This is a genomic window from Enterobacter sp. ku-bf2 (genome assembly GCF_001742765.1).
Lineage (GTDB): Bacteria > Pseudomonadota > Gammaproteobacteria > Enterobacterales > Enterobacteriaceae > Enterobacter > Enterobacter quasiroggenkampii.
In genome coordinates this window covers 109277-135482 of the sequence record NZ_MDVW01000003.1, presented here as the reverse complement: position 1 = coordinate 135482, position 26206 = coordinate 109277, and the positions used below count along the sequence as shown (strand labels likewise).

Annotated in this window: 26 protein-coding genes; 17 read left to right on the top strand and 9 right to left on the bottom strand. The window is 58.6% G+C overall.

Annotation, left to right across the window (positions count from 1 at the left end):
* On the top strand, positions 1 to 317 hold a 317-nt coding region (locus BFG58_RS10085; protein ID WP_175430171.1), incomplete at its 5' end, for a LysE family translocator.
* 97 nt (positions 318 to 414) lie between these two features.
* Here BFG58_RS10085 and BFG58_RS10080 read toward each other — a convergent pair.
* From BFG58_RS10080 to BFG58_RS23115, 3 genes are all read right to left on the bottom strand, one after another.
* Complete coding sequence (locus BFG58_RS10080; RefSeq protein WP_032651266.1) at positions 415 to 762, bottom strand: low molecular weight protein tyrosine phosphatase family protein; 348 nt, start codon at positions 760 to 762, stop codon at positions 415 to 417.
* Positions 734 to 985: a hypothetical protein gene (locus BFG58_RS23120; protein ID WP_023292816.1), complete on the bottom strand. Its 252-nt coding sequence runs from the start codon at positions 983 to 985 to the stop codon at positions 734 to 736. The genes BFG58_RS10080 and BFG58_RS23120 overlap by 29 nt, the downstream gene beginning before the upstream one ends.
* Positions 986 to 1445: 460 nt before the next feature.
* Positions 1446 to 1994 carry a hypothetical protein gene (locus BFG58_RS23115; protein ID WP_072001477.1) on the bottom strand — a complete coding sequence of 183 codons (549 nt, stop codon included), beginning with the start codon at positions 1992 to 1994 and terminating at the stop codon, positions 1446 to 1448.
* 358 nt (positions 1995 to 2352) lie between these two features.
* Here BFG58_RS23115 and BFG58_RS24285 point away from each other — a divergent pair, with 358 nt between their 5' ends.
* Complete coding sequence (locus BFG58_RS24285; RefSeq protein ID WP_083261472.1) at positions 2353 to 2550, top strand: hypothetical protein; 198 nt, start codon at positions 2353 to 2355, stop codon at positions 2548 to 2550.
* Between the two features lie 179 nt (positions 2551 to 2729).
* Here BFG58_RS24285 and BFG58_RS10075 read toward each other — a convergent pair whose 3' ends face one another.
* Positions 2730 to 3026: a barstar family protein gene (locus BFG58_RS10075; RefSeq protein ID WP_032651264.1), complete on the bottom strand. Its 297-nt coding sequence runs from the start codon at positions 3024 to 3026 to the stop codon at positions 2730 to 2732.
* A gap of 361 nt (positions 3027 to 3387) precedes the next feature.
* Between BFG58_RS10075 and BFG58_RS10070 the strand changes: the two genes are divergently transcribed.
* The 3 genes from BFG58_RS10070 to BFG58_RS10060 all read left to right on the top strand — a co-directional run bounded on the left by BFG58_RS10070 (position 3388) and on the right by BFG58_RS10060 (position 5544).
* The gene (locus BFG58_RS10070; protein WP_368072905.1) at positions 3388 to 3750 is read left to right on the top strand and encodes a YcgJ family protein; all 363 of its coding nucleotides are present in this window, start codon (positions 3388 to 3390) and stop codon (positions 3748 to 3750) included.
* Positions 3751 to 3967: 217 nt separating this feature from the next.
* Positions 3968 to 5164, top strand: a complete 1197-nt coding sequence (locus tag BFG58_RS10065) for an NAD(P)/FAD-dependent oxidoreductase (RefSeq protein ID WP_069719757.1) — start codon at positions 3968 to 3970, stop codon at positions 5162 to 5164.
* Positions 5164 to 5544: a DUF1641 domain-containing protein gene (locus BFG58_RS10060; RefSeq protein WP_023617688.1), complete on the top strand. Its 381-nt coding sequence runs from the start codon at positions 5164 to 5166 to the stop codon at positions 5542 to 5544. The genes BFG58_RS10065 and BFG58_RS10060 overlap by 1 nt, the downstream gene beginning before the upstream one ends.
* 82 nt (positions 5545 to 5626) lie before the next feature.
* On the opposite strand, the gene BFG58_RS10055 is transcribed toward BFG58_RS10060, so the two are convergent.
* Positions 5627 to 6460 carry a MurR/RpiR family transcriptional regulator gene (locus BFG58_RS10055; protein ID WP_023344667.1) on the bottom strand — a complete coding sequence of 278 codons (834 nt, stop codon included), beginning with the start codon at positions 6458 to 6460 and terminating at the stop codon, positions 5627 to 5629.
* Between the two features lie 292 nt (positions 6461 to 6752).
* Here BFG58_RS10055 and BFG58_RS10050 point away from each other — a divergent pair, with 292 nt between their 5' ends.
* From BFG58_RS10050 to iolB, 10 genes are all read left to right on the top strand, one after another.
* The gene (locus BFG58_RS10050; RefSeq protein ID WP_023294282.1) at positions 6753 to 8258 is read left to right on the top strand and encodes a CoA-acylating methylmalonate-semialdehyde dehydrogenase; all 1506 of its coding nucleotides are present in this window, start codon (positions 6753 to 6755) and stop codon (positions 8256 to 8258) included.
* A gap of 11 nt (positions 8259 to 8269) precedes the next feature.
* Positions 8270 to 10195, top strand: coding sequence for a 3D-(3,5/4)-trihydroxycyclohexane-1,2-dione acylhydrolase (decyclizing) (gene iolD / locus BFG58_RS10045; RefSeq protein WP_069719756.1), 1926 nt, complete (start codon positions 8270 to 8272; stop codon positions 10193 to 10195).
* Positions 10196 to 10496: 301 nt separating this feature from the next.
* Complete coding sequence (gene iolG, locus BFG58_RS10040) at positions 10497 to 11483, top strand: inositol 2-dehydrogenase (protein WP_047745161.1); 987 nt, start codon at positions 10497 to 10499, stop codon at positions 11481 to 11483.
* Positions 11484 to 11514: 31 nt separating this feature from the next.
* A complete protein-coding gene (locus BFG58_RS10035; protein ID WP_069719755.1) occupies positions 11515 to 12444 on the top strand; it encodes a substrate-binding domain-containing protein in 930 nt (309 codons plus the stop codon).
* Between the two features lie 54 nt (positions 12445 to 12498).
* A complete protein-coding gene (locus BFG58_RS10030; RefSeq protein ID WP_021241823.1) occupies positions 12499 to 14046 on the top strand; it encodes a sugar ABC transporter ATP-binding protein in 1548 nt (515 codons plus the stop codon).
* 11 nt (positions 14047 to 14057) lie between these two features.
* Positions 14058 to 15086 (top strand): ABC transporter permease, encoded by a 1029-nt coding sequence (locus BFG58_RS10025; RefSeq protein ID WP_008502116.1) that lies wholly within the window; start codon positions 14058 to 14060, stop codon positions 15084 to 15086.
* An 8-nt stretch (positions 15087 to 15094) separates the two neighbouring features.
* Complete coding sequence (locus tag BFG58_RS10020; protein ID WP_069719754.1) at positions 15095 to 16228, top strand: Gfo/Idh/MocA family protein; 1134 nt, start codon at positions 15095 to 15097, stop codon at positions 16226 to 16228.
* 12 nt (positions 16229 to 16240) lie between these two features.
* Positions 16241 to 18145 (top strand): 5-dehydro-2-deoxygluconokinase, encoded by a 1905-nt coding sequence (iolC, locus tag BFG58_RS10015; protein WP_069719753.1) that lies wholly within the window; start codon positions 16241 to 16243, stop codon positions 18143 to 18145.
* A gap of 11 nt (positions 18146 to 18156) precedes the next feature.
* A complete protein-coding gene (gene iolE, locus BFG58_RS10010) occupies positions 18157 to 19047 on the top strand; it encodes a myo-inosose-2 dehydratase (RefSeq protein WP_032675314.1) in 891 nt (296 codons plus the stop codon).
* Positions 19048 to 19056: 9 nt separating this feature from the next.
* The gene (gene iolB, locus BFG58_RS10005; protein ID WP_045908576.1) at positions 19057 to 19881 is read left to right on the top strand and encodes a 5-deoxy-glucuronate isomerase; all 825 of its coding nucleotides are present in this window, start codon (positions 19057 to 19059) and stop codon (positions 19879 to 19881) included.
* A gap of 54 nt (positions 19882 to 19935) precedes the next feature.
* Here the strand turns inward: iolB and BFG58_RS10000 are convergent, their stop codons facing one another.
* From BFG58_RS10000 to BFG58_RS09990, 3 genes are read right to left on the bottom strand one after another with little or no spacing between them, the layout of a single operon-like run.
* A complete protein-coding gene (locus BFG58_RS10000; protein WP_069719752.1) occupies positions 19936 to 20679 on the bottom strand; it encodes an alpha/beta fold hydrolase in 744 nt (247 codons plus the stop codon).
* 11 nt (positions 20680 to 20690) lie between these two features.
* A complete protein-coding gene (locus BFG58_RS09995; protein WP_063622244.1) occupies positions 20691 to 21158 on the bottom strand; it encodes a DUF6130 family protein in 468 nt (155 codons plus the stop codon).
* 51 nt (positions 21159 to 21209) lie between these two features.
* A complete protein-coding gene (locus tag BFG58_RS09990) occupies positions 21210 to 22439 on the bottom strand; it encodes an MFS transporter (protein ID WP_069719751.1) in 1230 nt (409 codons plus the stop codon).
* Between the two features lie 97 nt (positions 22440 to 22536).
* Between BFG58_RS09990 and BFG58_RS09985 the strand changes: the two genes are divergently transcribed.
* Positions 22537 to 23427 (top strand): LysR family transcriptional regulator, encoded by an 891-nt coding sequence (locus tag BFG58_RS09985; protein WP_069719750.1) that lies wholly within the window; start codon positions 22537 to 22539, stop codon positions 23425 to 23427.
* Here BFG58_RS09985 and BFG58_RS09980 read toward each other — a convergent pair.
* Positions 23424 to 23612, bottom strand: a complete 189-nt coding sequence (locus tag BFG58_RS09980; protein WP_021241815.1) for a YfgG family protein — start codon at positions 23610 to 23612, stop codon at positions 23424 to 23426. The two genes, BFG58_RS09985 and BFG58_RS09980, sit on opposite strands and share 4 nt — an antisense overlap.
* 351 nt (positions 23613 to 23963) lie before the next feature.
* Here BFG58_RS09980 and BFG58_RS09975 point away from each other — a divergent pair, with 351 nt between their 5' ends.
* Positions 23964 to 26204 carry an EAL domain-containing protein gene (locus BFG58_RS09975; RefSeq protein ID WP_069719749.1) on the top strand — a complete coding sequence of 747 codons (2241 nt, stop codon included), beginning with the start codon at positions 23964 to 23966 and terminating at the stop codon, positions 26202 to 26204.
* The last annotated feature ends 2 nt before the right edge of the window (positions 26205 to 26206 follow it).

The following is a 26206-nucleotide window of genomic DNA, read 5'->3' as shown; positions in this document are numbered from 1 at the left end:
CCGTTAAGGAAGGCGCCCTGAACAGCCTGACTAACCCAAAATCCCTGCTGTTCATGTTTGCTTTTCTTCCTCAGTTTGTCGATCCTGCCGCGGGTCCTGTCTGGYTGCAATTGCTTGTTCTGGGTAGTATCCAGAAGCTGGCAGGAATTATTTCCCTGGGGTCAGTCGCGATGGCATCAGGGACATTTGGAAACTGGCTAAGTAAACACCCTGGCTTTATCAAATGGCAGGAACGATTTACAGGTGTTGTCATGATAGGCCTCGGTATCCGCATGTTGTTTAGCGGGTCTGGTGTCGTATCGAAATCTTCCAGTTAAGTTTTACCGAAAGGGTAAACCCAGTGTCCGCTCCGTGCCAGAAGCGGACATTGTCGAAGAAGGATGTGTAGAAATAAATAACAGAAAGATAAAACTCTTATTGGCTCTCTGTTTCTTGATCGGTTAGTCCCAATTTTTCCGGTACGATATCTTTGAATATTGCTATCAACTCAGGATCCATAAAAAGATAATCGTCAGAGATATCGAGCACATGCAGAGGCTTGAATGCGATGATCCTGCCATATTGGGCCACTAAGCGATTTTTGTGCTTCTGCTCCATCACACAGACAACATCAGCCCATTGAAGCAATTCGGCAGAGACTCTTTTTTTTGCATTCCGGCTAGTCCCAGCGGAAAGTACGGCAAGGGATGGATAACGGCGGAACACCTGTTCCGCCGTGGGGCTTCGCCATTGATTACGACTGCATATAAAAAGTACGTTCATCCGAATAGAGGTATTCTTCCAGACCTCTCAAGGCAAGCTGTTGGTTAGTAATACGTGGATACTCAAGCCCCAGTTGTGCGGCACGCAACAATTTATCCGACCGCGTGTAAAGCATCTTCCAGTTTTTTTCGCCACGGAATTTTAATAAGGTCTTGCGGATATCACGAGACTTGTTACGTCGCTTCTGTGCATTGCGCCAATCTCGAGTACGTTTTGTTTCCATTGTTTTACTCTCTCAGATTAATCGGGTCAGCAGCCGCGATAATACGGGGAGAACAAACTGTAGAAGCTTAGCATCTTACGGGGGCAGTTAATACTCCCGTTTATGGTGAGTCATAGTCAAGTTTCTGGCTTCGGTGATAGGTATACTCCGCTCAAACGAAGGGTGAATACCCCATCAAAACAGAACATTCGTTTTTAGAAAATTGTCCGAAAATGGTCGAGTTAATCATAAAGCTCACTTCCACTCCTGGCTCATATAGGACAACCATAATCACATCTACTAACCCAATGGAGATTGAACATGACAATAGCTCCATGGAACAAAAGCCGCATTATGGGTCAGAAGGGTTGTAAAATGCGTGAGGCACCCTTCCTGGCTGGATAAAAACCAGTCCAAATCATATTCTACAAACTCATCGTCAATTTCCTTCATTTTTAACACCACGTAGCAGTCATATTAATCAGCCCTGTCTTTTCCAGACAGTGATGTCACTGCTTGTTGCCGATATAATTAACTCACCATCCCATGAGAAACCAACACAGTGAAAGTAATCATTCGCAAGTCTGAGACACCCTTCTTTATGGGATGCGATTAATGCACTCTTGCCCGGCGGGCACCAGATTAACATTTCCAGAGGCCACTCTGGCGATACTCGCTCGAGTGCTTCTCCATACCGGTTATACATTGGTAAACCACCGCCACACAGACCGGCGATGGAAAGAGTTTCACCGCTCAGCGGTCCTATACCTGTACATGCAAGGCCAATTGAGTCGTACCAGTTACCATATTCTTCATAATCTCTGGCAATAATCTCTCCACTCAGGCAATCAAGCACCCCTCTTCCGGAAGAGGAAATGATCAGGAGCAAGTGGTTATAATTGCGTGAAAAAGCGACTTCGGTTAAACCACCTACAGCCCTCTTGACACAAGGCACCCAATTACAATCAGGAATATCTCTGAGTAGCAATTTAAGGCTATTTTCGCGGCTCTTTGGCTGCCAGATAGACATCTGAACTCCTTATCAGTGTTAGGCGGCACATAGCATCTCATAATGAGTAGAAATGTTATTTTAACAGCAGTTAGGATGATGTGTCATAAACTGTCATCTATACGCGCGCCCCTTCGTTCAGGTTCAGACAGACAAGCATTGACCTGCACCCTGTTGATTCGCTCAGAATGCTGTTAGCAATGTCCGCTGGTCAGATAGCAGGGGAGCAAACTGCCATGGACAGAATCACTGCAAAATCCACCAGAACGAAAACGAATATCACCCCTACATTTAGTGGTGAGTGGTGGCTACGTGAAGGTGGTTCATCTATTCTGCTTGTATCAGCGGGCAGGGCGGAGTCACTCTTTGTGGATAATCCATCCTTCAGAAAACCATCATTACCTTTATTCTCATCCTGTGGGTAATCGATGAATTCAGGGCCAGGAAAAGAAAATGTTCTGACCCCGCTATTGAAGCAGCTGATGCCAGAGAACGCCATGAATGGCGCTATCTCAGATGGGGGTTCCGGACTATACAAGTGGCAGCGACAGTGTATATCTTTGTTCAGCTGATTTAGGTATTACTGAGATAAATGCCACAGACAGGTACAACTGGACAAAAACATCTTACTGTCCAGTTGAGCCTCATGATCGCCGTTGTGTAGGTCACCTGAGTGCCAAGAACGGACATTTCACACTTCTGTCTATGTTGCCAAAATCGGAATGCCACTACGCCGGACTATCCTGCGGGTACGGGTTATTTCAATACATACTCGAACTTTTCTTCCCAATTTGAATTCAGGTCTTGCAGTTTTGCCCTCTCAAAAACCTTGATAATTTCGTCGAAATAACTGCCAAGATATATTCTGGATAAGTCAGAGTTTAACCATATTATTTTTACCGGCCTTTCAACATCGGTGCTAAGGCGATCCCACAATGCATCGAGATTTCTACCATAGTAAGGCCCAAAGTCTAATGATGCAGACATAATGGAATGAAACTCTTTTTCAGATAGGACGTGCGCTCCATCCAAGTACAATTCACCTACACTCATTCCTGTTCACTCACTTTGACTTTCTACCCGTTAATTAATACACGACAATGCACGTAATGTCCGCCTTGATGGTTTCAACAATTACCATCTTCCGCTCTTCGCTCAGAGCGGACCTAACCCGCCCCACAAACCCACTCCGTATACAGCATATTAGTTCAGCTCTTTAAAATCGCATGACTCACCGGGATAGGGCCCTTACAATTGCCTCCGGGCTGAACTTTCGACGAATGTTAGGTCAACAAAAAGCTAAACGGGCCGTTTCCTGTTGAAACTCAGAACCCTCCAGGGGTGTTCACCCTCATGATGGTTCCACTGCGTCCGGCGTAAAGCCGACATTCATTAACCAACGGAGATTATCATCTTGAACAAATCAATACTCGCATGCTCTGTGGCCGGGCTGCTGGCCGTGTCCGCCATGTCCGCCCAGGCCAGGACCCCCGCCAGGCTCAAGTCGCCAGTATCGGGCGTGCTCTGCGACCGATATGTATGCGCCAATGACAAGGGATTATCCCGCGCGTTGACAGAGACCTATCTCGGTAAGAAGGCTGCTGCAAACGAGGTGTTCACGTCGAGCAATGTCGATCTGACTGAATTCACCTTTGCCAACGGTATTTTCTGCGATGTGAAGGAGCGACTGTGCCGTGAAGATCGCTATTATGGCGCGAACGGACAGCGCTCCGGGGCGGTATCTAAAAAGTACACAACGCTGCTGTTTGGCGAATAATAGTAATGAAAAGAGACCACAGTTAAAGGCTACATTCCGGAGATATAAATTATATTTTGTAGTGTATATTATAAATGATGATCGGGTTGTCAAAATTAAATTTCTTATTAATGGTTACATTGCGGAATATTACTCTGTTACTACGCTTTAGCTGAGCGTAACAGTGAAGCGGTCTGGTTACGTGAATTCACATTCACTACCATGAGCGAATAAAGGAATGAAAAACCGCATAATGATTGTCGGCGGCGGCACGGGAGGAACCATTGTTGCCAACCTGCTGGCCAGGAAATTACGACGTGAAATTGCTGCCGGTCAGGTAGAGCTGGTACTGATTTCCGAATCACCAATGCACTACTACAAACCCGCTTTTATGTATGTTGCCTTTAACCTCTTCCATCACCATGAACTGGCCCGGCCTGAACGGCAATTACTGAGTCCGGAAATTCAATTTATTACCGACAGGATTGAATCTTTCGATTTTAAGCAGCGTCGACTCTACGGGGCCAGTAAGCGACATTACGACTGGGACCTGCTGGTTATTGCTACCGGCTGCACACCTTTTACACAAAAAATCCCTGGCCTTGCCGAAGCGGGCGATCATTTTTATCAATACGCGGCGGCCAGACAATTAGCGCATAAGCTCGCCACCCTCAAAAAGGGGCGAATATTTATTACCGTCTCTTTCCCGGAAACGCCGAATGTGCCCCACCAGTGCGGCATCGCCCCCATTGAAACCACGTTGATGGTTGACGATTATCTGCGCCAGCGTGGGGTGCGTAATCAGGTTGAGATTGTTTATACCTATCCGACCGTCGCGCAGCTGCTGCGAAACTGCCTGTTCCTGCAACGTCCGGTGGGGGAGGCGCTGGGCGATATTTTTGCCGCCAAAGGAATACAGCATCAGCGTGGTTTTACCTTAAGCTATGTCGATCCTGAAAGCAAAATTGCGTATTCCGCCGAGGGAGATTCACAGAATTTCGACATCCTGATGGCAACGCCGCCCATCCGGGCAGTCGACGCGGTGCGTGATACCGGGCTTAGCGATGTTCAGAACGGAGAAGGCTGGCTGCCGACGGATCACCAGACGCTGGGCGTCTACGGTCTGGAAGGCGTATATGTGATCGGCGATACCGTCGATCTGCCGATCAGTAAAGCGGGAGGGTCGTGCCACAACCAGGCGCCCGTCATTGCTGACAACATTGTGGCGGAACTCTACGGCAGACCGCCCGGAAGCGGTAACCATTATGATGGACGGGTTCAGGCCGTCGCGCAGATGGGGCTCTGGGCCGGCATGCCGTTGGTATATGACTATCGCAATGACGTGACCCCTATGCCGGCGACAAAACTCGGCGGCATGCTGCGAAACGGTTTTAACCGTGGACTGTATTGGGGCGTCGTGAGGGGGATGTTCTGATGAGTGACCAGGAACAGTTACTAAAAAGCCTTGCCCCGCTTATGGCGGGCAATCGCCTGAATAATCTGGTTGATCTGCTTGCCGTCGTCGCAGACCTGCTGGAAATGGCCGATAACGCAATGGTCGAAAAACTGGCTGGCGTTTTTGACGATGTCGTGACCGTCGGCTGGGAAGGGGGAACCGCGCTACGCATGGCGTGGGGGGAGCAGGTTAACCGGGAAGGGGATATCTCGCTTCGGCAGGTGTTTACTATGCTCAACGACCCTGATACCCGCCGCGGCATCATGCTTTTGCTGCGCGTGTTACAGATTACGGGGCAGCGTCTAAATGCCCTCGCTTCGGTCAGCTATCCTGAGTGTCCTGAGATCGAAAACCGCTAAGATCGGGCGGATGTTCACCGGAAACGGCGATTATGCCGGGTAGCGGGTTTATGTTACCCGGCCTGTTGAGCGGTACCGTGGGCTATTTATCCCCGCCACCCAACCGATACGCCAGCGCCACCACCAGCGACTGCACCAGGCACAGCGTCGCCGACTGAGACCGAAACGCGTCCACCTGCGCCTCTTTCACCACAAAGCAGAGATCGCTGAACGTCGCCAGCGGGCTGATCTGGCTGTCCGTAATCACAATCTGCCGCGCGCCAACGCTGGCGGCGGTTTCGCTGACCATCACCGTCTCTTCCGCGTACGGCGAGAAGCTGATCGACACCACAATGTCGCGCGCCTTAATGCGACTGATCTGCTCGCGCAGCATCCCGCCCATGCCGTCGAGCAGGATAGGGCGGCACTCCAGATGGCTCAGGGCATAGGTAAGGTACGCGGCGACGCTAAAGGAGCGGCGCAGTCCGGCGATGTAGATGGTGTCGGCGTCGGCCAGCAGCTGTACCGCGCGCTCCAGCATCTCCGGTTCGGCGCGGGCGGCCAGCTGCTGCAGCGCCTGCGCGTTTGAACGGGCAAACTCCTGCAGGATATCGAGCGGCGTTTCCGGCACGGCCTCGCTCTCCATCTCGCGGAACAGACGGGCGCGGTCGCTGTAGCTGGCGGTCTCCTCCACCAGGTTCATGCGAAACAGCTGTTTCATTTCGTTGAAGCCGGTGAAGTCAAAGGCGTTGGCAAAGCGGATCAGCGTCGAGGGCGGCACGTCGGCGCGCTCGGCAATGACGGCAACCGTATCAAACGCCACGCTGTTGGTGTTGTCCAGCACGTAGCGGGAGACCTGCTGCAGCCTCTTGCTCAGGCTATCGTAGCGATCGCGGATTTGCTGCTGCAGTTCGTTCAGGCTGGTTGCTGTCGTCATCTTTTCCCCCAAATACAGTCATATGATTCTAAACGCAAAACCGCGTCTTTTAAATGTCGGCCATCCATCTGGCAGCAAAAATGAAACAGAAGCTTCAGTCATTTCCTCGCCCGAAATCCCTTAATAGCGCACGCAGCGTCAGTGGTGCTGGCTGTTAACATAAAAATCCATCCTTGATCACAATAATCATCATTTATTTTATTTCAACTTAAAATGGAATATTTGTTTCATATATAGTGGTCAGTACACAGTGTTCAGGTCACAGTCACGTATCAACAGCGAGAGGTTAAGGATGGAGACGGTAGCGAATTTTATTCACGGCGAATGTGTCACCGGTTCAGGCCAGCGCGTTCAGGCGATCTTCAACCCGGCCACCGGCGAGCAGATCCGCCAGGTGGTGATGAGTACGGCACAGGAAACGGAGCAGGCGATTGCCGCCGCGCAGCAGGCGTTTCCGGCGTGGGCGCGTCATGCTCCGCTTAAGCGCGCGCGCGTGATGTTCCGCTTCAAAGCGCTGCTGGAAGAGAACATGGATCGCCTTGCTCGCCTCATCAGCGAAGAGCACGGCAAGGTCTTCTCCGACGCGGTGGGCGAGCTGACCCGTGGTCTGGAAGTGGTGGAGTTTGCCTGTGGTATTCCGCATCTGCAAAAGGGCGAACACTCGGCGAACGTCGGGACCGGCGTCGACAGCCACTCGCTGATGCAGCCGCTCGGCGTCTGCGCCGGGATCACGCCGTTTAACTTCCCGGCGATGGTGCCGATGTGGATGTTCCCGATTGCGCTGGCGACCGGGAATACCTTCGTGCTGAAACCGTCGGAAAAAGACCCTTCTCTGGCGCTCGCGCTGGCGCAGCTGCTGAAAGAAGCCGGCCTGCCGGACGGCGTCTTCAACGTGGTGCAGGGCGATAAAGAGTCCGTTGACGTGCTCCTGACCGACCCGCGCGTGCAGGCGGTGAGCTTTGTCGGCTCCACGCCGATTGCGGAATACATTTACCAGACCGCGTCCGCCCACGGTAAGCGCTGCCAGGCGCTGGGCGGTGCGAAAAACCACTGCATTTTAATGCCGGATGCCGACATGGAGATGGCGACCAACGCCATCATGGGCGCGGCCTACGGCGCGGCGGGCGAGCGCTGCATGGCGCTCTCGGTGGTGCTGGCCGTGGGGGATAACACCGCCGATGACCTCTGCGCCCGGCTCGAAAAACAGATTGCCGCGCTGCGCGTCGGACCGGGGCTCGACCAGACGCCGGAAAACGAAATGGGGCCGCTCATCTCCTCCGCGCACCGCAGCAAGGTGCTGGGCTACATCGACAGCGGGGAAGCGCAGGGGGCGACGCTTCGCGTGGACGGCCGCGGGTTTAGCGTGAAGGGCCACGAGCAGGGCTATTTTGTCGGGCCGACGCTGTTCGATAACGTCACCCCGGAGATGACCATCTATAAAGAAGAAATTTTCGGCCCGGTGCTTTCTGTGGTGCGCGTAGCAGATTACGCCAGCGCGGTGGACCTGATTAACCGCCATGAATATGGTAATGGCTCGGCAATCTTCACCCGCGACGGCGGCTGCGCGCGTCGCTTCTGCGAAGAGGTGCAGGCGGGTATGGTGGGGGTCAACGTGCCAATCCCGGTGCCGATGGCATTCCACAGTTTCGGCGGCTGGAAGCGCTCCATCTTCGGGGCGCTCAACGTCCACGGCAACGACGGCGTGCGTTTCTACACCCGAATGAAAACCATCACCGCGCGCTGGCCGGAAATGCAGCAGGAGACAGGCGCTGCGTTCTCCATGCCGACGCTGGGCTGACAGGAGGCGTTATGCAAACCGAACGTATGACCATGGCCCAGGCACTGGTCCGGTTCCTTAATCAACAGTACGTTAGCGTGGATGGTCACGAAACGCCCTTCGTGGAGGGCGTCGCCACCATCTTTGGGCACGGCAACGTGCTGGGTATCGGCCAGGCGCTGGAGCAGGACCCGGGACATCTGCAGGTGATGCAGGGCTGCAACGAGCAGGGCATCGCCCATATGGCGACGGGATTTGCCAAACAGCACCGTCGTCAGCGCATCTTTGCCGTCACCTCCTCCGTCGGGCCGGGCGCCGCCAATATGATAACGGCGGCGGCAACCGCCACGGCGAACCGTATTCCGCTGCTGCTGCTGCCGGGCGATATCTATGCCAGCCGCCAGCCCGACCCGGTGCTGCAGCAGATTGAGCAGTATCACGACCTCGGCATCAGCACCAACGACTGTTTCCGTCCGGTCTCCCGCTACTGGGACCGCATTAACCGCCCCGAGCAGCTGATGAGCGCGATGCTCAGCGCGATGCGAACGCTTACTGACCCGGCAGATACCGGTGCGGTGACGATTTGCCTGCCGCAGGACGTACAGGGGGAAGCGTGGGATTACCCGCTGAGCTTCTTCGCGCGTCGCGTGCACCACATCGAGCGTCGTCCGCCCGATCCGCAGCGTCTGGCGCAGGCGCGGGCGCTGATCGCCCGCAAGCATCGTCCGCTGGTGGTGTGCGGCGGCGGGGTGCGCTATTCCGGCGCACATGAGGCGTTTCGCGACTTTGTCGAGACGCTGCAGCTGCCGTTTGCCGAAACCCAGGCCGGAAAGGGGGCGCTGGTAAGTGACCACCCACTTAACCTCGGTGGCGTAGGGGTGACGGGCGGAATGGCGGCCAACCAGCTCGCGCCGCAGGCTGATCTGGTGATTGGCATCGGCACGCGCCTGACCGACTTTACCACCGGCTCCAAGGCGCTCTTTTCCCATCCGGATGTCGAATTCCTGCTGCTGAACGTGGCCGAGTTTGACGCCCTGAAGGTGGACGCCACGGCGCTGATTGCCGACGCTCAAACCGGGCTCGAGGCATTGACCCACGCGCTTGGTGATTACCGCAGCGGCTGGGGAGAGGCAATCGCTGAGGCGAAATCCGCCTGGCGCGACGAGTGCCGTCGCCTGTGGGATCGCCAGTGGCGTCCGGACGACGCGCCCGAAGTGGCGGGGCACCTGGACGCGCAGCTGGCGGAGTACGGCGAGACGCTCAACACCCGCCTGACCCAGACGCGGGTGCTGGGGCTGATCAACCAGCATATTGAAGATAACGCCATCGTGGTGGGCGCGGCCGGTTCGCTGCCGGGCGATTTGCAGCGCCTCTGGCAGGTCAAAACGCCGGACAGCTATCACCTGGAGTACGGCTACTCCTGCATGGGCTATGAGATTGCGGCAGCCCTCGGCGCGAAGCTTGCCCGACCCGAGCAGCCTGTATACGCCATGGTGGGGGATGGCTCCTACATGATGCTGCACTCCGAGCTGCAAACCGCCGTTCAGGAGGGCATTAAGGTCACCGTTCTGCTGTTTGATAATGCCAGCTTCGGCTGCATTAACAACCTGCAGATGGGGCACGGCATGGGCAGCTTTGGCACGGAAAACCGCCATCGCAACCCGGAAACCGGACGGCTTGACGGTCCGCTGGTGAAGGTCGACTTCGCGCAAAATGCGCAGAGCTACGGCTGTCGCGCGTGGCGGGTGCACGACGAGCAAACCCTGCTGGCGGCGCTGGAGGCGTCCCGCGCGCATCCTGGCCCGACGCTGCTGGACATCAAGGTGCTGCCAAAGACCATGACCCACGACTACGCCTCCTGGTGGCGAACCGGTGATGCGCAGGTGGCGGAATCGTCTGCCGTGCGTAAAGCCGCGGAGCAAACGCAGGCGCAGGTGAAAAAAGCCCGTCAGTATTAAGTTTTTCCGTCGTAACGAAATTTTCATTTCATTTTCCCCTCACCCTAACCCTCTCCCCAAAGGGGAGAGGGGATGGTGTGGTGCACCCTTTTCGCCCTCGCCCCTTTGGGGAGAGGGCCGGGGTGAGGGGAGCTGCTGTATGTCCTCCCATGTTGTGAGATTGATAACAAAATTTATCTCATTCATCTCAAAAGTGTTAACCCGCACTCAAAAACATAATTTTCACTATTTATAAAAATGAAATAAATGTTTTATTTATAGGGTCGTTAGTTCACAGCATTCACCAACACCGGGAGCCGTTATGTTTAACATTGCTTTACTGGGCGCTGGCCGAATTGGCCAGGTACATGCAGCTAACATCGCCAGCCACGGCGCGACCACGCTCTGGTCCGTGGTTGACCCGAATCAGGAATTTGCCACCCGCCTCGCCACGCAGTATCAGGCCCGCCAGCAGAGCCTGGATGAAGCGATGACCGACCCTAACGTTCACGCCGTGCTGATCGCCTCCGCCACCGATACCCACGCGGACCTGATTGAAATGGCCGCCCGCCACGGCAAGGCCATCTTCTGCGAAAAGCCGGTCCACCTTGACCTCGCCCGCGTGCGCGACTGCCTGAAGGTGGTCAAAGAGTACGACGTGCCGCTGTTTATCGGCTTTAACCGCCGCTTTGACCCGCAGTTCCGCCGCGTGAAAACCGACGTGCAAGCCGGGCGCATCGGCAAGCCGGAATCGCTGCTGATCATCTCCCGCGACCCGTCTCCACCGCCTGCGGAGTACGTGCGCGTCTCCGGCGGCATGTTCCGCGATATGACCATTCACGATTTTGACATGGCCCGCTTCATCATGGGCGAAGAGCCGGTGTCGGTGTATGCCCAGGGCAGCAACCTGGTCGATCCGGCGATTGGCGAGGCAGGCGACATCGATACCGCGTTTATCGTCCTGAAATACGCTTCCGGCGCGATGGCGACCATCGTCAACAGCCGCCGCTCCTCGTATGGCTACGACCAGCGTCTGGAGCTGCACGGCTCCGAAGGGCTGCTGTGCGCGGGCAACATTCTGGAAAACCAGGTGCAGCACTACGGCAAACAGGGCTGCACCAGCGCGCTGCCGGAACACTTCTTCCTGCAGCGCTACAAATCCGCTTACGCCGCGGAATGGGAACACTTTGTCGCGGTCCTGCGCGGCGAAGCGGTGCCTGACTGCAGCGGCGATGATGGTGAACGTGCGCTGTACCTTGCGGATAAAGCGCTGGAGTCACTGCGCAGCCAGCGCGAGATCGTCCTCTAAACACCACAACCCTACACAGAGAGACATAATAATGAAAAAACTGATCGTAGCCGCCCTCATCGCCATGACGTCCGGGGCCGCCCTCGCCGAAAACGAGCAAATTGTTTTCAGTACGCCAAACCTGGCCATGCCGTTTGAAGTTCACATGCAGCGCACGGCGGTAAAAGCCGCAAAAGAGATGGGCGTGAAGCTTCAGGTACTGGACGGGCAGGGCAGTTCACCGAAGCAGGTGGCTGACCTGGAAAACGCCATCACCCGCGGCGCGCAGGGCTTTATCGTCTCCCCGAACGACGTGAACGCGGTCTCCAGCGCGGTGGATGAAATTCAGGATGCGAAGCTGCCGGTGGTCACCCTTGACCGCTCCGTCGACAGCCAGAAGAAGGTGCCGCACTTTGGCGCCAACAACTACAAAGGCGGCCAGGCGATTGGCGACTTCGTCAAAACCAAATTCCCCGACGGGGCGGAGATCATTCTGCTGACCGGCCAGCCGGGCTCCTCCTCTAACATCGAACGCACCAAAGGGATCCGCGACAGCCTGAAGGTGGGCGGGGATAAGTACAAGATCGTCGCCGATCAGACCGGCAACTGGATGCGTTCTGAAGGGATGCGCATCGTGGAAAGCGTGCTGCCTTCGCTGCCGAAACGTCCTCAGGTGATCCTCTCCGCCAACGACGACATGGCGCTGGGGGCGATTGAAGCCCTGCAGAGCCAGGGCGTGAAGCCGGGCGAAATTCTGGTCACCGGTTTTGATGCGGTGCCGGAAGCGCTGGCCCGCGTGCGCGACGGCTGGCTGGCGGTAACGGCGGACCAGCGTCCGGGCTTTGCGGTGCAGACGGCGATGAGCCAGCTGGTGGCCAACGTGCGCGAGAAAAAAGCCATCACCGGGGCCGACTACCCGCCGACGCTGATCACCAAAGAAAACCTGCAGCAGGCTGAGCGTATCGGTGAGGCCGGTAACTGATTTATCCGCAGCCGCCGCTGGCGCGGCGGCTCACTCTAAAGGAGGAGCAGACCGATGTCGCAACCCTTACTGAAAGTGACCGACCTGGCAAAAAGCTTTTCCGGCGTCTGGGCGTTAAGCAGTGCCCAGCTGACCGTCGGCGCGGGCGAGATCCACGCTCTGCTGGGGGAAAACGGGGCGGGTAAATCCACGCTGCTGAAGGCGCTCGCGGGGGCGCAGCCGCAAACCCGCGGGGAGATCTGGTTCAACGGCGAAACGCTGCCGGTGGACGACTCCCCGGTGGAACGGCAGAACAAGGGCATTATCACCATCTATCAGGAATTCAACCTGCTGCCCAACATGACCGTCGCGGAAAACATGTTTCTCGGACGCGAGCCGCGTAAACGTAACCTGATCGTCGACGAAAAGGCGGTCAATCAGGAGGCGCAGGTCATTCTCGACTATCTGCAGCTGAACGTTGCGCCGACCACCCCGGTCGCCCGCCTGAGCGTTGCCCAGCAGCAGATGGTGGAGATCGCCCGGGCGCTGACCCTCAACGCCCGCTTAATCATTATGGACGAACCCTCCGCCGCGCTGAGCGACAGCGAGGTGGAAAGCCTGCACCGCGTGGTGCGCGAGCTTAAAAACCGTGGTGTGAGCATTATCTATGTCACCCACCGCCTGCACGAAGTTTTCCAGCTCTGCGATCGCTTCACCGTTTTCCAGGACGGCCGTTTCACCGGCACCGGCGCGGTGGCGGAGACCAACGTCGAACAGCTGATCCGCCTGATGGTCGGGCGCGACGTGGCCTTTAATCGCCGTCCCGCCAGCGAAACCCATCATGAGGACAAACCCGTCCGCCTGGCGGTGAAGGGGCTGAGCCGCGAAAAACCGCCGCTGGATCCGCACGGCATCGCCCTGCACGACATCAGCTTCCACGTTCACGCCGGGGAGGTCTTAGGCATTGCCGGACTGGTGGGCGCCGGGCGCACCGAAGTGGCCCGCTGCCTGTTTGGCGCAGATGCCTTTACCTCGGGCAGCTTTGAACTGGACGGCGTACCGTACCAGCCGCGCGACCCGCTCTATGCCCTCGACCAGGGCGTGGCGCTGGTACCGGAAGACCGCAAAAAAGAGGGTGCGGTGCTGGGGCTGTCGATTCGCGACAACCTGTCGCTCTCTTGCCTCTCCTCGCTGCTGCAGTGGCGCTGGTTCGTGAACACCCGCAAAGAGGACGATCTGATCGAGTCCTACCGCAAGGCGCTGCAGATCAAAATGGTCAACAGCGCGCAGGAGGTGCGCAAGCTCTCCGGCGGTAACCAGCAAAAGGTGATCCTCGCGCGCTGCATGGCGCTCAACCCGCGGGTGCTAATCGTCGATGAGCCGACGCGCGGCATCGACGTGGGGACCAAATCGGAAGTGCACCAGGTGCTGTTTGACATGGCGAAAAAGGGCGTGGCGGTGATCGTGATCTCCTCCGATCTGCCCGAAGTGATGGCGGTGTCAGACCGGATCATCACCCTCAGCGAAGGCCGGGTGACCGGCGAGATCCACGGTGACGACGCTAACGAAGAACGGCTGATGACGATGATGGCCATCAACCACAACGCCCTGAACGCGGCATAACGGAGTTACTCATGACGCAGATGATTTCTAAAACGCAGGCCCCGGTCAAACGCGCCGGACGCATCGATCCCATCGCCTTCTTCGAGCGCTTCGGGGTGCTGATTTTCATGATCCTGCTGCTGATCTTCTTCCAGTCGCAGAACAGTAATTTTTTCTCTGAACGCAATATTTTCAACATCCTGACCGAAGTCTCCATCTACGGGATCATGGCCGTAGGGATGACCTTCGTCATCCTGACCGCCGGGATTGACCTCTCCGTGGGCTCCATTCTGGCGGTCTGCGCCATGACCGCGGCGTACGTGATTAAGGGCGACAACTTCACCACCGTCGACCCGAACGCCTGGGGCGGTATGAGCTGGCTGATAGGGCTGGGAATTTGCCTGGCGATGGGCACGGCGATTGGCTTCCTGCACGGTCTGGGCGTGACCCGCCTGCGCCTGCCGCCGTTCATCGTGACCCTCGGCGGGATGACCATCTGGCGCGGCCTGACGCTGGTGATCAACGACGGCGCGCCGATTGCCGGTTTCGATCAGGGCTACCGCTGGTGGGGGCGCGGGGAGCTGCTCGGCATATCCATTCCGATCTGGATCTTCGCCATCGTCGCCCTCGGCGGCTATCTGGCGCTGCATAAAACCCGCTGGGGCCGCTTCGTCTACGCCATCGGCGGTAACCCGGAGGCGGCGCGCCTGGCGGGGGTGAACGTCAAGCGCGTGCTGGTCAGCGTCTACGTGCTGATTGGCTGCCTGGCGGGGCTGGCGGGCTTCATTCTGAGCGCGCGTCTGGGGAGCGCCGAGGCGGTGGCCGGGATCTCCTTTGAGCTGCGCGTCATTGCCTCGGTGGTGATTGGCGGCACCTCGCTGATGGGCGGCTACGGGCGCATCGGCGGCACCATCATCGGCTCCATCATCATGGGGATTCTGATTAACGGCCTGGTGCTGATGAACGTCTCGGCCTACTACCAACAGATTATCACCGGATTAATTATCGTTCTGGCGGTGGCGTTTGATACCTACGCCAAGAGCCGTCGCGGCGCACTGTGAGGATCACGATGAAAGAGGTTCGTATTGGATTGATTGGCACCGGGTATATCGGCAAGGCGCACGCTATCGCCTATGCCCAGGCCCCGACGGTGTTCAACCTGCGCGGCAGGCTGGTGCGCGAGATGGTGGCGGAAGTCACGCCGGAGCTGGCGGCAGCGCGCGCGCAGGCGTTTGGCTTCAACCGCTCCACCGGCGACTGGCGGGCACTGGTGGCCGACCCGGCGATTGACGTGGTGGATATTTGCTCACCCAACCATCTGCATAAAGAGATGGCGCTGGAGGCGATCCGCCACGGCAAGCACGTCTACTCGGAGAAGCCGCTGGCGCTGAACGCCCACGACGCACGGGAGATGGTCGACGCCGCGAAGCGGGCCAGGGTGAAAACGCTGGTGGGGTTCAACTACATGAAAAACCCGACGGCGCAGCTGGCGAAGGAGATTATTGCCCGCGGCGAGATAGGGGAAGTGATCCACTTCTACGGCACCCACGACGAAGACTATATGGCCGACCCGCGCTCGCCCATTCACTGGCACTGCTTTAAAGAGACCGCCGGGCTGGGCGCGCTGGGCGACCTCGCGGCGCATATCGTCAACATGGCCCAGTACCTGGTCGGGGAGATTGAGCAGGTTTGCGGCGACCTGAAGATCGTGGTCCCGGAACGCCCGGCGAAGGCCGGCTCGTCGGACATGGTTGCCGTCGAAAACGAGGATCAGGCCCACGCGATGGTGCGCTTCGCGGGCGGGGCGCAGGGCGTGATTGAAACCTCCCGCGTCGCCTGCGGCCGCAAGATGGGGCTGTCGTACGTCATTACCGGGACGAAAGGCGCCATCAGCTTCACCCAGGAGCGCATGGCGGAGCTGAAGCTCTATCTGCATGACGATCCGGTTAACCGTCAGGGATTCCGCACCTTACTCGTCGGCCCTGCACACCCCGACTACGCCGCGTTCTGCATGGGCGCAGGCCACGGGATAGGCTTTAACGATCAAAAAACGGTGGAGGTGCGCGACCTGGTGGACGGGATTGCCGCCGACGTGCCGATGTGGCCGGACTTTGAAGAGGGCTGGAAGGTGTCGCGCGTGCTGGACGCGATCGCGCTCTCGCACCGGGAAGGCCGCTGGCTGAACGTGAACGATATTGTCTGATGAGGTATCAACGTGGAAAAGCAGTTTGATGTGATATGCATGGGCCGCGTGGCGGTAGACCTCTACAGTCAGCAGATTGGTGCCCGTCTGGAGGATGTGTCGAGCTTTGCCAAATACCTCGGCGGCTCGTCCGGCAACGTGGCGTACGGCACCGCGCGCCAGGGCCTGCGCTCGTCGATGCTGGCGCGCGTCGGCGATGAACATATGGGCCGCTTCCTGCGGGAAGAGCTTAACCAGGTGGGCTGTGATACCAGCCATCTGATCACCGATAAAGACCGCCTCACGGCGCTGSTGCTACTCGGCATTAAAGACCGGGACACCTTTCCTCTGATTTTTTATCGCGATAACTGCGCGGATATGGCCATTACGGCCAGCGATGTGGACGAAAGCTACATTGCCTCCGCACGTTGTCTTGCCATCACCGGGACTCACCTTTCTCATCCTCAGACACGCGAGGCGGTGCTGACGGCGCTGGGCTATGCCCGCCGTCACGGCGTGCGCACGGTGCTGGACATCGACTACCGTCCGGTGCTGTGGGGGCTGACCTCCTTAGGCGACGGTGAAACGCGCTTTATCGCCGCCGATAAGGTCACCCGCGAGCTGCAGGAGGTGCTGCACCTCTTCGACGTCATTGTCGGCACCGAGGAGGAGTTTCACATTGCGGGCGGCAGCACGGAGACCCTGCAGGCGCTGGGGCAGGTGCGTGTCGTGAGTGACGCAACGCTGGTCTGCAAGCGCGGCGCCCTCGGCTGCTCGGTCTATACCGACGCCATTCCGCCCCGGCTGGACGACGGCCTGACGGTGACCGGCGTGCGCGTGGAGGTGCTGAACGTCCTCGGCGCGGGGGACGCGTTTATGTCCGGCCTGCTGCGCGGCTACCTGAACGACGAGGGCTGGGAGCAGGCGTGCCGCTATGCCAACGCCTGCGGCGCGCTGGTGGTCTCGCGCCACGGCTGCGCCCCGGCGATGCCGAGCAAAATCGAGCTGGATGACTATCTCTCCCGCGCTGCGGATGTGCCGCGCCCGGACCTCGACCCGCGTCTGAACCACCTCCACCGGGTGACCACCCGCCGCCGCGAGTGGCCGGAGCTGTGCGTGATGGCCTTCGACCACCGCAGCCAGCTTGAGGATATGGCGCTGCAGTGCGGCGCGTCGATCGGTCGCATTCCGGCGCTGAAGCAGCTGATCCTGCAGGCCAGCCGCGAGGCGGCGAGCCGCGCCGGGCTGGAGGGCAAAGCCGGCCTGCTGTGCGACGGCACCTTTGGTCAGGACGCGCTGAACGCCATCACCGGGGAAGGGTGGTGGATTGGTCGCCCCATTGAGCTGCCTGGCTCGCGTCCGCTGGAGATGGAGCATGGCAACATCGGCACCCAGCTCATCAGCTGGCCGCAGGAGCACGTGGTGAAGTGCCTGGTCTTTTTCCATCCGGAAGACGCTCACGGCCTGCGCCTGGAGCAGGAGCAGAAAATTGCCGAGGTGTATCACGCCTGCTGCCGGTCCGGGCACGAGCTGCTGCTGGAGGTGATCCTGCCTGCGACCATGCCGCGCAGCGACGAGCTCTACCTGCGCGCCATCTCCCGCTTCTACAACCTCGGCATTTACCCCGACTGGTGGAAGCTGCCGCCGCTCTCAGCGGAGGGCTGGACGGCGCTGAGCGAGATTATCGAGCGCCGGGACCCGCACTGCCGCGGGGTGGTGATCCTCGGCCTGGACGCTCCGGCGGAACAGCTGCGCGCCGACTTCAGGGCCGCAGCGGGGCAGACGGTAGTAAAAGGCTTCGCCGTAGGGCGCACGCTGTTCGGCGATGCCTCCCGCGCGTGGCTGAAGCACGATATTGACGATGCGCAGCTGGTGGCGCGCATCCGGGACAACTACCTGCAGCTTATCGCCTGGTGGCGCGAGCGCGGACACGCATAATGGAGACGACAATGAGTGTACAACTGGGCATTAACCCGCTGACGTGGACAAACGACGATCTGCCTTCACTCGGCGCGGAGACGTCGCTTGAGACCTGCCTGAGCGAAGGTAAAGAGGCCGGTTTCGCCGGTTTCGAGCTGGGCAATAAGTTCCCGCGCGAAGCGCGCCTGCTCGGCCCCATCCTGCAGCGCCACGACCTGCAGCTGGTCTCCGGCTGGTATTCCGGCCGCCTGCTGGAGCGCAGCGTGGAGGAGGAGATCGCCGCCGTGCAGTCCCACCTGACGCTCCTGCGCGAGCTGGGGGCGAAGGTGCTGGTCTTTGCGGAAGTGAGCGGCTGCATTCACGGCGAGCAGCAGACCCCGGTGCACCTGCGCCCGCGCTTCCCGCAGGCGCGCTGGAAGGAGTATGGCGAGAAGCTTACCGAATTTGCCCGCTACACCCAGCAGCAGGGCGTGCAGATTGCCTACCATCACCATATGGGCACGGTGATTGAGTCCGCCGACGACGTGGACAATCTGATGACCCACACCGGCGACGCGGTGGGGCTACTGCTCGATACCGGTCATCTGACCTTTGCCGGGGCCGATCCGCTGGCGGTGGCGCAGCGCTGGGCGTCGCGTATCAACCACGTTCACTGCAAAGACGTGCGTGCCGACGTGCTGGCGGATGTTAAAAACCGTAAAACCAGCTTCCTTGATGCGGTACTGAGCGGCGTGTTTACGGTGCCGGGCGACGGCTGCGTGGATTATCCGCCGATTATGCAGCTGCTGAAGGCGCAGGACTATCACGGCTGGCTGGTGGTGGAGGCGGAGCAGGATCCGGCCATTGCCCATCCGCTGACCTACGCCCGTCTGGGGTATAACAATCTGAGCCGTCTGGCGCGCGACGCCGGACTGATTTGAGGAGGTGACATGTCACGTCTGTTATCACGCTGGCAACAGCCGAACGCGGAGGGGCGCACTCAGTCCGTCACGCCGGAAAGCGCAGGGTGGGGATACGTCGGCTTTGAGGCGTATGAGCTGCAGGAGGGGCAGACGCTGACGCTGCCCGCCGTCCGCGAAGAGCGCTGCCTGGTGCTGGTGGCAGGACGCGCCTCCATCAGCACGCCTTCCGCGCAGTTTAACGACATCGGCGAGCGGATGAGCCCGTTTGAGCGAATCAAGCCGTGGGCGGTGTACGTCACTCCGCAGGAGACGGTGCAGGTGAAGGCGCTGACGACGCTGGAGCTGGCGGTCTGCGCTGCGCCGGGCAAGGGCACCTGTCCGACGCGGCTGATTGCGCCGCAGGATATCGACGGTGAGGCGCGCGGCAAGGGCCATAACCAGCGCTACGTGCACAACATTCTGCCGGAAGACAAGCCCGCCGACAGCCTGCTGGTGGTGGAGGTCTGGACCAACGAGGGCTGCACCAGCTCGTACCCGAGCCACAAGCACGACACGGATAACCCGCCCCAGGAGACGTATCTGGAGGAGACCTACTACCATCGCCTCAACCCGGAGCAGGGGTTCTGCATGCAGCGGGTTTACACCGACGACAGAGCGCTGGATGAGTGCATGGCGGTCTACAACCGTGACGTGGTCATGGTGCCGAAGGGCTACCACCCGGTGGCGACAATGGCCGGGTATGACAGCTATTATCTCAACGTGATGGCCGGGCCGGTGCGCAAATGGATGTTCACCTGGGAAGAGGACCACGCTTGGATTAATCGGGATTATCCCGCGGATGGCGGGCGCTGAGGCTGTTTTTTGCCGGGTGGCGCTGCGCTTACCCGGCCTACAATGCGCAAAAAATTACTTTGCTTCAATCGCCTGCTCAATCGTCCGGGCAACGATCTGCGGCTGGCTCACCATCGACACGTGGCTCGCTGCCACCTCGGTGGTTTTCGCGTGGATCGTCTTTGCCATCGCACGCTCAAGATCGGGGTTGATCATTCGGTCATTCTTGCTGACCACAAACCAGCTCGGTTTGTCATGCCACGCCGCGTGGGCGACCTTTTCACCAAACGCCTCGGCCTTAATTGGCCCCTGCGTGGCTGCAATCGTATCTTGAATGGCTGGCTTCACGTCCGGCGCGAAATCCTTCCTGACGGCTTCCGTCGGCAGGTATAAATAGCCGTCCGCCGTTTTGGCAATGCCCGCGCTGCCCGGCGGTGCAGGGTAGCTTCCTGCCAGGTCCGCCGTCGACTGGCCGGAGTCCGGCGCGAAAGCCGCCACATACACCAGCGATTTTACCCGCGCATCGTTGCCCGCTTCGCTAATCACGGTGCCGCCCCAGGAGTGACCCACCAGCACTACGTCACCCTGCGCGCGGGCGATGGCCCGCTTTGTGGCGGCAACGTCATCTTTTAGCGACGTGAGCGGCAGCTGGACGGCAATGACCTCTGCGTGCTGTTTCTGCAACAGGGTAATGACCTTATTCCAGCTGCTGCCGTCGGCAAACGCGCCGTGGACCAGCACGACGCTGGTTTTACTCTGCGCAAAGGCGCTGGCGGAAAGCGCCAGCAGGCCTGCCGTGACTACAGACAGTGCTTTCATCTTCAGACTCCTTAAAAATGGTGGACCGCCGCGTGGGGCGGGACGGTGAATTCAACGGTTTTGTGGTCGAGCGGCTTGTGCGTCGGGTCGGCCAGAATTATCGTCACCTTGTGTTTACCGGCGGGCAGCCCCACCAGGATCACCGGCTCTCCGCTGGTGTCAGCCCAGTGCCACGGCGCATCATCCACCACCACGTGAATGTGCCCAATGCGCGGGGTGACCTTGAGCGCGTCGGGCCCGAATACCGGCTCGATGCGAAGGTTTTCGGCGCGGTACTGGATAAACACCGCGCCTTTGCTCAGCGGCCCGGCAAGCGGCGGATCGACGATCAGTTTTGCAGGCGGCTGCGGCTGCGCCAGCGGGGCAACGGCGGCGGGGCCGTTAACGTCCGCGGCGCTCAGATTGTCCAGGGGAGTGGCCTGGGCACCTGCGACGGATGTCAGGACAAGCAGGGGGAAAAGTACGTAGCGACGAATCATTGCTCTCTCTCCTCATCAGTTCTCAATGGCGACAGGGAAAGAAAACCATTTTTATGTATCGGAGATATTTGCCGGAGGGGGCGTTTTGTACCCGTTTGTCACCGTGGCCCGCGGGATACAGTGCGATACAGTTTGCCTCCCGGGACGGCGCACAATGGCTATCGCCAGCCCGGCAATCAGCAGCGTCAGGCCCGTCGACACCCCCATTGCACCCGCGATCCCCAGCGTTTTATTTAGCCACGCATAGGCATACGGTGAGGCTGCAGCCATCAGCTGGCCGGGAATAAGCAGCATGCCCGTGCGGCGGGCATAGCTTTCCGCGCTAAACAGCTCCAGCGGCAGGGTGGCTTTGACAAGGGTAACCAGCCCGTTGATGGCCCCATAGCCCAGCACAAAGCCGGCCGCACACCAGACAAACAGGGCGCTGCTCAACCCAACAAGAAAACAGAGCGGCATGGCGAGAGCGGTAAAAAGCGTTAATGTGAATGGCGTTAAGCGAGCCCCCGCCAGTACCTCCAGCGAGCGCGCGCCTGTCTGGCCGATTCCCCACAGCATGCCGATAGCGACCGGCAGGCCGTAGTGGGCAATAAACTCCGGCAGATGGGTGGAGGTGCCGTTAGAGACAAAGGTGATGAGGGCAATGAAGGCGGCATAAAGCCAGCCGTTTCGGCGCTCGTTGTTCAGCGGCGGTGCGGCGATTTTCGTCGTCACCGTCAGCCGCTGCCGGGGAAGCGTGCGGATCAGCAACGCGCTCAGCAGGCCAAGCAGGGCATAAATGCGTAATGCGTCCTGCCAGCGCATCACGTGAAGCAGCGCATCGCCCAGCGGCCAGAAGACGACAGAGGCCAGCCCGCCCGCCAGCGTGACGCGCGAGATTGTTCTTCGCGCCTGTTGTCCGTAGAGGTTGACCAGCGCGGCGAACAGCGCATCGTACAGCGACAGGCGCATTCCCACGCCCGTGACCAGCCAGGCGCCGTACCAGCCATAAAGCGTCCGGATATACGCCATACAGGCGCAGCTTGCGGCGATCAGCAGCGTTCCGCCCATCACCACCTTTTGACCGCCAAAGCATGCCAGCAGGCGGGCGACAAAAGGGGAAACCGCCGCCATCACCAGCATCGCCAGCGTCAGGCCGAGGTAAATCTGCGGTGACGACCATCCCCGGTCGGCTGAAATGGCCAGCGCAAAGGTGCCGGGCATATAAAACGAGATCCCCCAGTTGATGAGCTGATTGCACCCGGCCGTAAGGGCGAGGCGGTGTGGCAGGGCAGGTGTTTCCATGAGTGTTCATTCCGCTATGCAGTTGTCCAGAGCATAACGGGCGCGGTATTGTGCTGGCAGGGCCGCAACCTTATGCGCGGTATAAGAGAAACTTTGAATGACGACGCTTAATCTGGGCTATCTCGCCACCTTCCGTCTGGTGATACAGCGCGGCAGTTTTTCAGCGGCAGCGGACGTGCTGGGCCTCTCCCAGCCCGCCGTCAGCCTGCAAATACGCCAGCTGGAGCAGTTTCTGCAAACGCGGCTGGTGGAGCGTACCGGGCGAGGGATTAAGGCGACGGCTGCCGGAGAAACCTTGCTGGCGCACGGGGAGCGTATTCAGCAGGTGGTGGATGACGCCATCCGGGCCGTGAATGCGTTTAGCCACGACGTAAGCGGCACCATTACGCTTGGCACGGGGGCAACGGCCTGCATCCATCTTCTGCCGCCGCTGCTGGAGCAGCTACGCCGCGACTATCCGCTCCTGAGCGTGGGGGTGACGACGGGCAACACCCTCGACATCGTCAGAGCTATCGAAGAGAACCGTCTCGATATGGGGCTGGTCACGCTGCCGGTGAGTGGCAGAGCGCTGGACGTGATGCCGGTGATGGACGAAGAGTTTGTCTTTATCGCCTCAAGGGAACAGCAGGCAGCTTTCAGGGACTTCACCCCAGCCGCGCTGCACGTTCATCCGCTGATAGCCTTTGAATCAGGTAGTGGCACCCGGGCGCTGATCGACGGCTGGTTTGACGGCCAGGGTTTAGCGATCGCGCCGGTGATGCAGCTTGGCAGCATCGAGGCGATCAAACGCATGGTTCGCGCAGGGCTGGGCTACAGCATCGTGCCGCGCATGGCGGTGGAACAGGAGGTCGATCGCGAAGGGCTATGCGTGATGTCGCTGAAGCCCATGCTGCAGCGGCAGCTGGCGGTGGTCATGCGGCAGGATAAAATCCTCAGCAAAGGGATCGCGGCCCTTATTCGGCTCGTGCAACATCCTTCGGCGGGTTAGCGGTCAGCGGTGTCGACGGTCAGGCTGGATTGCTGCGACTGGGTTTTATCCTGATGGTGGTACCAGGCGCCAATCGAAGAGTAAACGAAGCGGCCAAAGAAAAACAGGAAGCTGATGAGCAGTATGATGCGGGTCATTCGGGTGTTAAATCGATGTCGTTTGCGCATACGCGTGACCTGACTCACTCTGTTTTTCCTGGATAAGCCCTTCCGGGCGATAAGGATATTAAGGCACAGCGGGAAGATGGGGTCAATTCTGTGATGTGTAAATAACCGTCAATGTTTACATTAATTAATGTTATTGAAAATAATCAACGCATTTACCATATTGATAATATGAAGAAAAAGATGTCGAAAAAACGCCACAAAATGTTATTTGCGTAAAGTAGTTTGATTTATGTCAACGGATTCCCGGCCCTGATATTTAAAATCCTTCCTCCACACTGTTCGCCCGACATGCTGCCGGGCGGCGCGTACGTCAGGTTGGATGCCTGTCTTTATTTCCCTCTGGAGCGATAGGGGTTTAACCGGGCATCTATGACTATTCTCGCTTTCCTGAAAAACAATGCAAACCGCTGGTGGGCATTGCCGCTTATTTTACCTGTGGTTTTACTTCCCGCGCTGAGCGTTGCGAATACGTTTACGCAGCTGGGCGACGGCATTGTGGCACTCTATTATTTACCGCTCTCATTTTTGCTTTCGCTGATGATGTTCTTTGGCCTGGAAGCGCTGCCCGGGATCGTATTATCCCTGTTTATCCGCTATTACCCGTCGGTCGGGATGTTTGAAACGGTTGCCGGTGTGCTCCATTTTATCGTCCCTTTAGTGCTCAGCTGGGGCGGCTACCGGGTGTTTGCGCCCAGACGCAATATGACGGCGTACGGCGACATCCGCTTGATGGCGCAGCGCATCTTCTGGCAGGCCTTCTGCCCCGCGACGCTGTTTCTGATGCTGTTTCAGTTTGCCGTGTATCTGGGCGTGTATGAGAGCCGCCAGAGCCTTGCGGGATTAAACCCTCTTAATATTCGTACGCTCATCAACTACCAGGCGCTGCTGGTCAGCGGGCTGACGGGCGTGCCGCTGAGCTATCTGCTGATCCGCCTGATTCGCCATCCGCGCTATATCAAAAGTCTTCTCTCGCAGATCCGTGCCCAGATAGACAAAAAGGTGACGGTCGCTGAGTTTGTGCTTTGGGCGATTGCGCTAGGCGGGCTGCTTACGCTGCTGCTGCTCCCGATGAATGAAAACAGCTCCATATTCACCACAAACTATACCCTGTCGCTGCTGATGCCGGTGATGCTCTGGGGCGCGATGCGTTTTGGCTATAAGCTGATATCGCTGATCTGGACGCCGGTGCTGCTGGTGTCTATTCACTACTATTATCACTATATCCCGCTGAACCAGGGGTATGACATTCAGCTGGCGATCACCTCGTCCAGTTACCTGGTCTTCTCGTTTGTGGTGATTTATATGTCGATGCTGGCGACTCGCCAGCGCGCCGTGAATAAACGCTCCCGCAGGCTGGCGCTGCTCGACCCGGTCGTCCATATGCCTAACCTGCGGGCGCTGTCGCGCGATCTGGCGAAGAATCCGTGGTCGGCGCTCTGCCTGCTGCGCATTCCGGAGCTGGAAATTCTGGGCCGAAATTACGGCGTGCTGCTGCGTATTTTGTACAAACAGCAGCTGGCGCAGTGGGTAAACGGTACCCTCCAGCCCAACGAGCAGGTGTATCACCTCACCGGGTATGACATGGCGGTGCGGCTCAACGCGGAATCGCACCAGCAGCGAATTGAAACCCTGGACGAGCATATCAAGCAGTTCCGCTTTGTCTGGGACGGCATGCCGCTGCAGCCGCAGGTGGGCGTAAGCTACTGCTATGTCCGGTCCCCGGTTAACCATCTTTATCTGGTGCTGGGTGAGCTGGGGGTGGTGGCCGATCTGTCACTCTCCTCAAACCATCCGGAAAATCTTCAGCAGCGTGGTGCCGTCCATTTGCAGCGCAGCCTGAAGGATAAAGTCGCGATGATGAGCCGCCTGCAAAAGGCGCTCGATAACGACGAATTCACCCTGCTGGTTCAACCCGTTCGCGGCCTGCGTGGCGATCGCTATCACGAAGTCCTGCTGCGGATGCCGGATACAAACGGGCTATTGATCTCTCCCGACCAGTTCCTGCCTGTCGCGCAGGAGTTTGGTTTGTCCTCCCGGGTGGACCTGTGGGTGCTTGAGCATACGCTGCGCTTCCTGGCCGCGCATCGCGAGAGCCTGCCCGGCCAGCGTTTTGCCATTAATCTGGCCCCCTCAACCGTATGCCGGGTGCCGTTCCCGCTTGAGGTGAGTCGCCTGCTGGCGAAATACGCCATTGAGCCGTGGCAGCTGATTTTTGAGGTGACGGAGTGCAGCACCTTCGGCAGCGGGGAGCAGGCGCTACACATCCTCCAGCAGTTGCAGAAAATGGGGGTACGCATTGCGATTGATGATTTCGGGACCGGCTATGCAAGCTATGCGCGGCTGAAAAGCGTGGATGCCGACATTCTCAAGATCGACGGCAGCTTTATCCGCAATATCGTCAACAACAGCCTGGATTATCAGATCGTGGCGTCTATCTGCCATCTGGCGCGCATGAAGAAGATGCTGGTGGTGGCAGAGTATGTCGAGACCGAGGAGATACGTAGCGCGGTTCACGCGCTAGGCATCGATTATGTGCAGGGCTATCTGATTGGCAGGCCAGCGCCGCTTGAGTCACTGCTGGAAACGGAGGCGTCCTGCGCGGACGCCTGAAC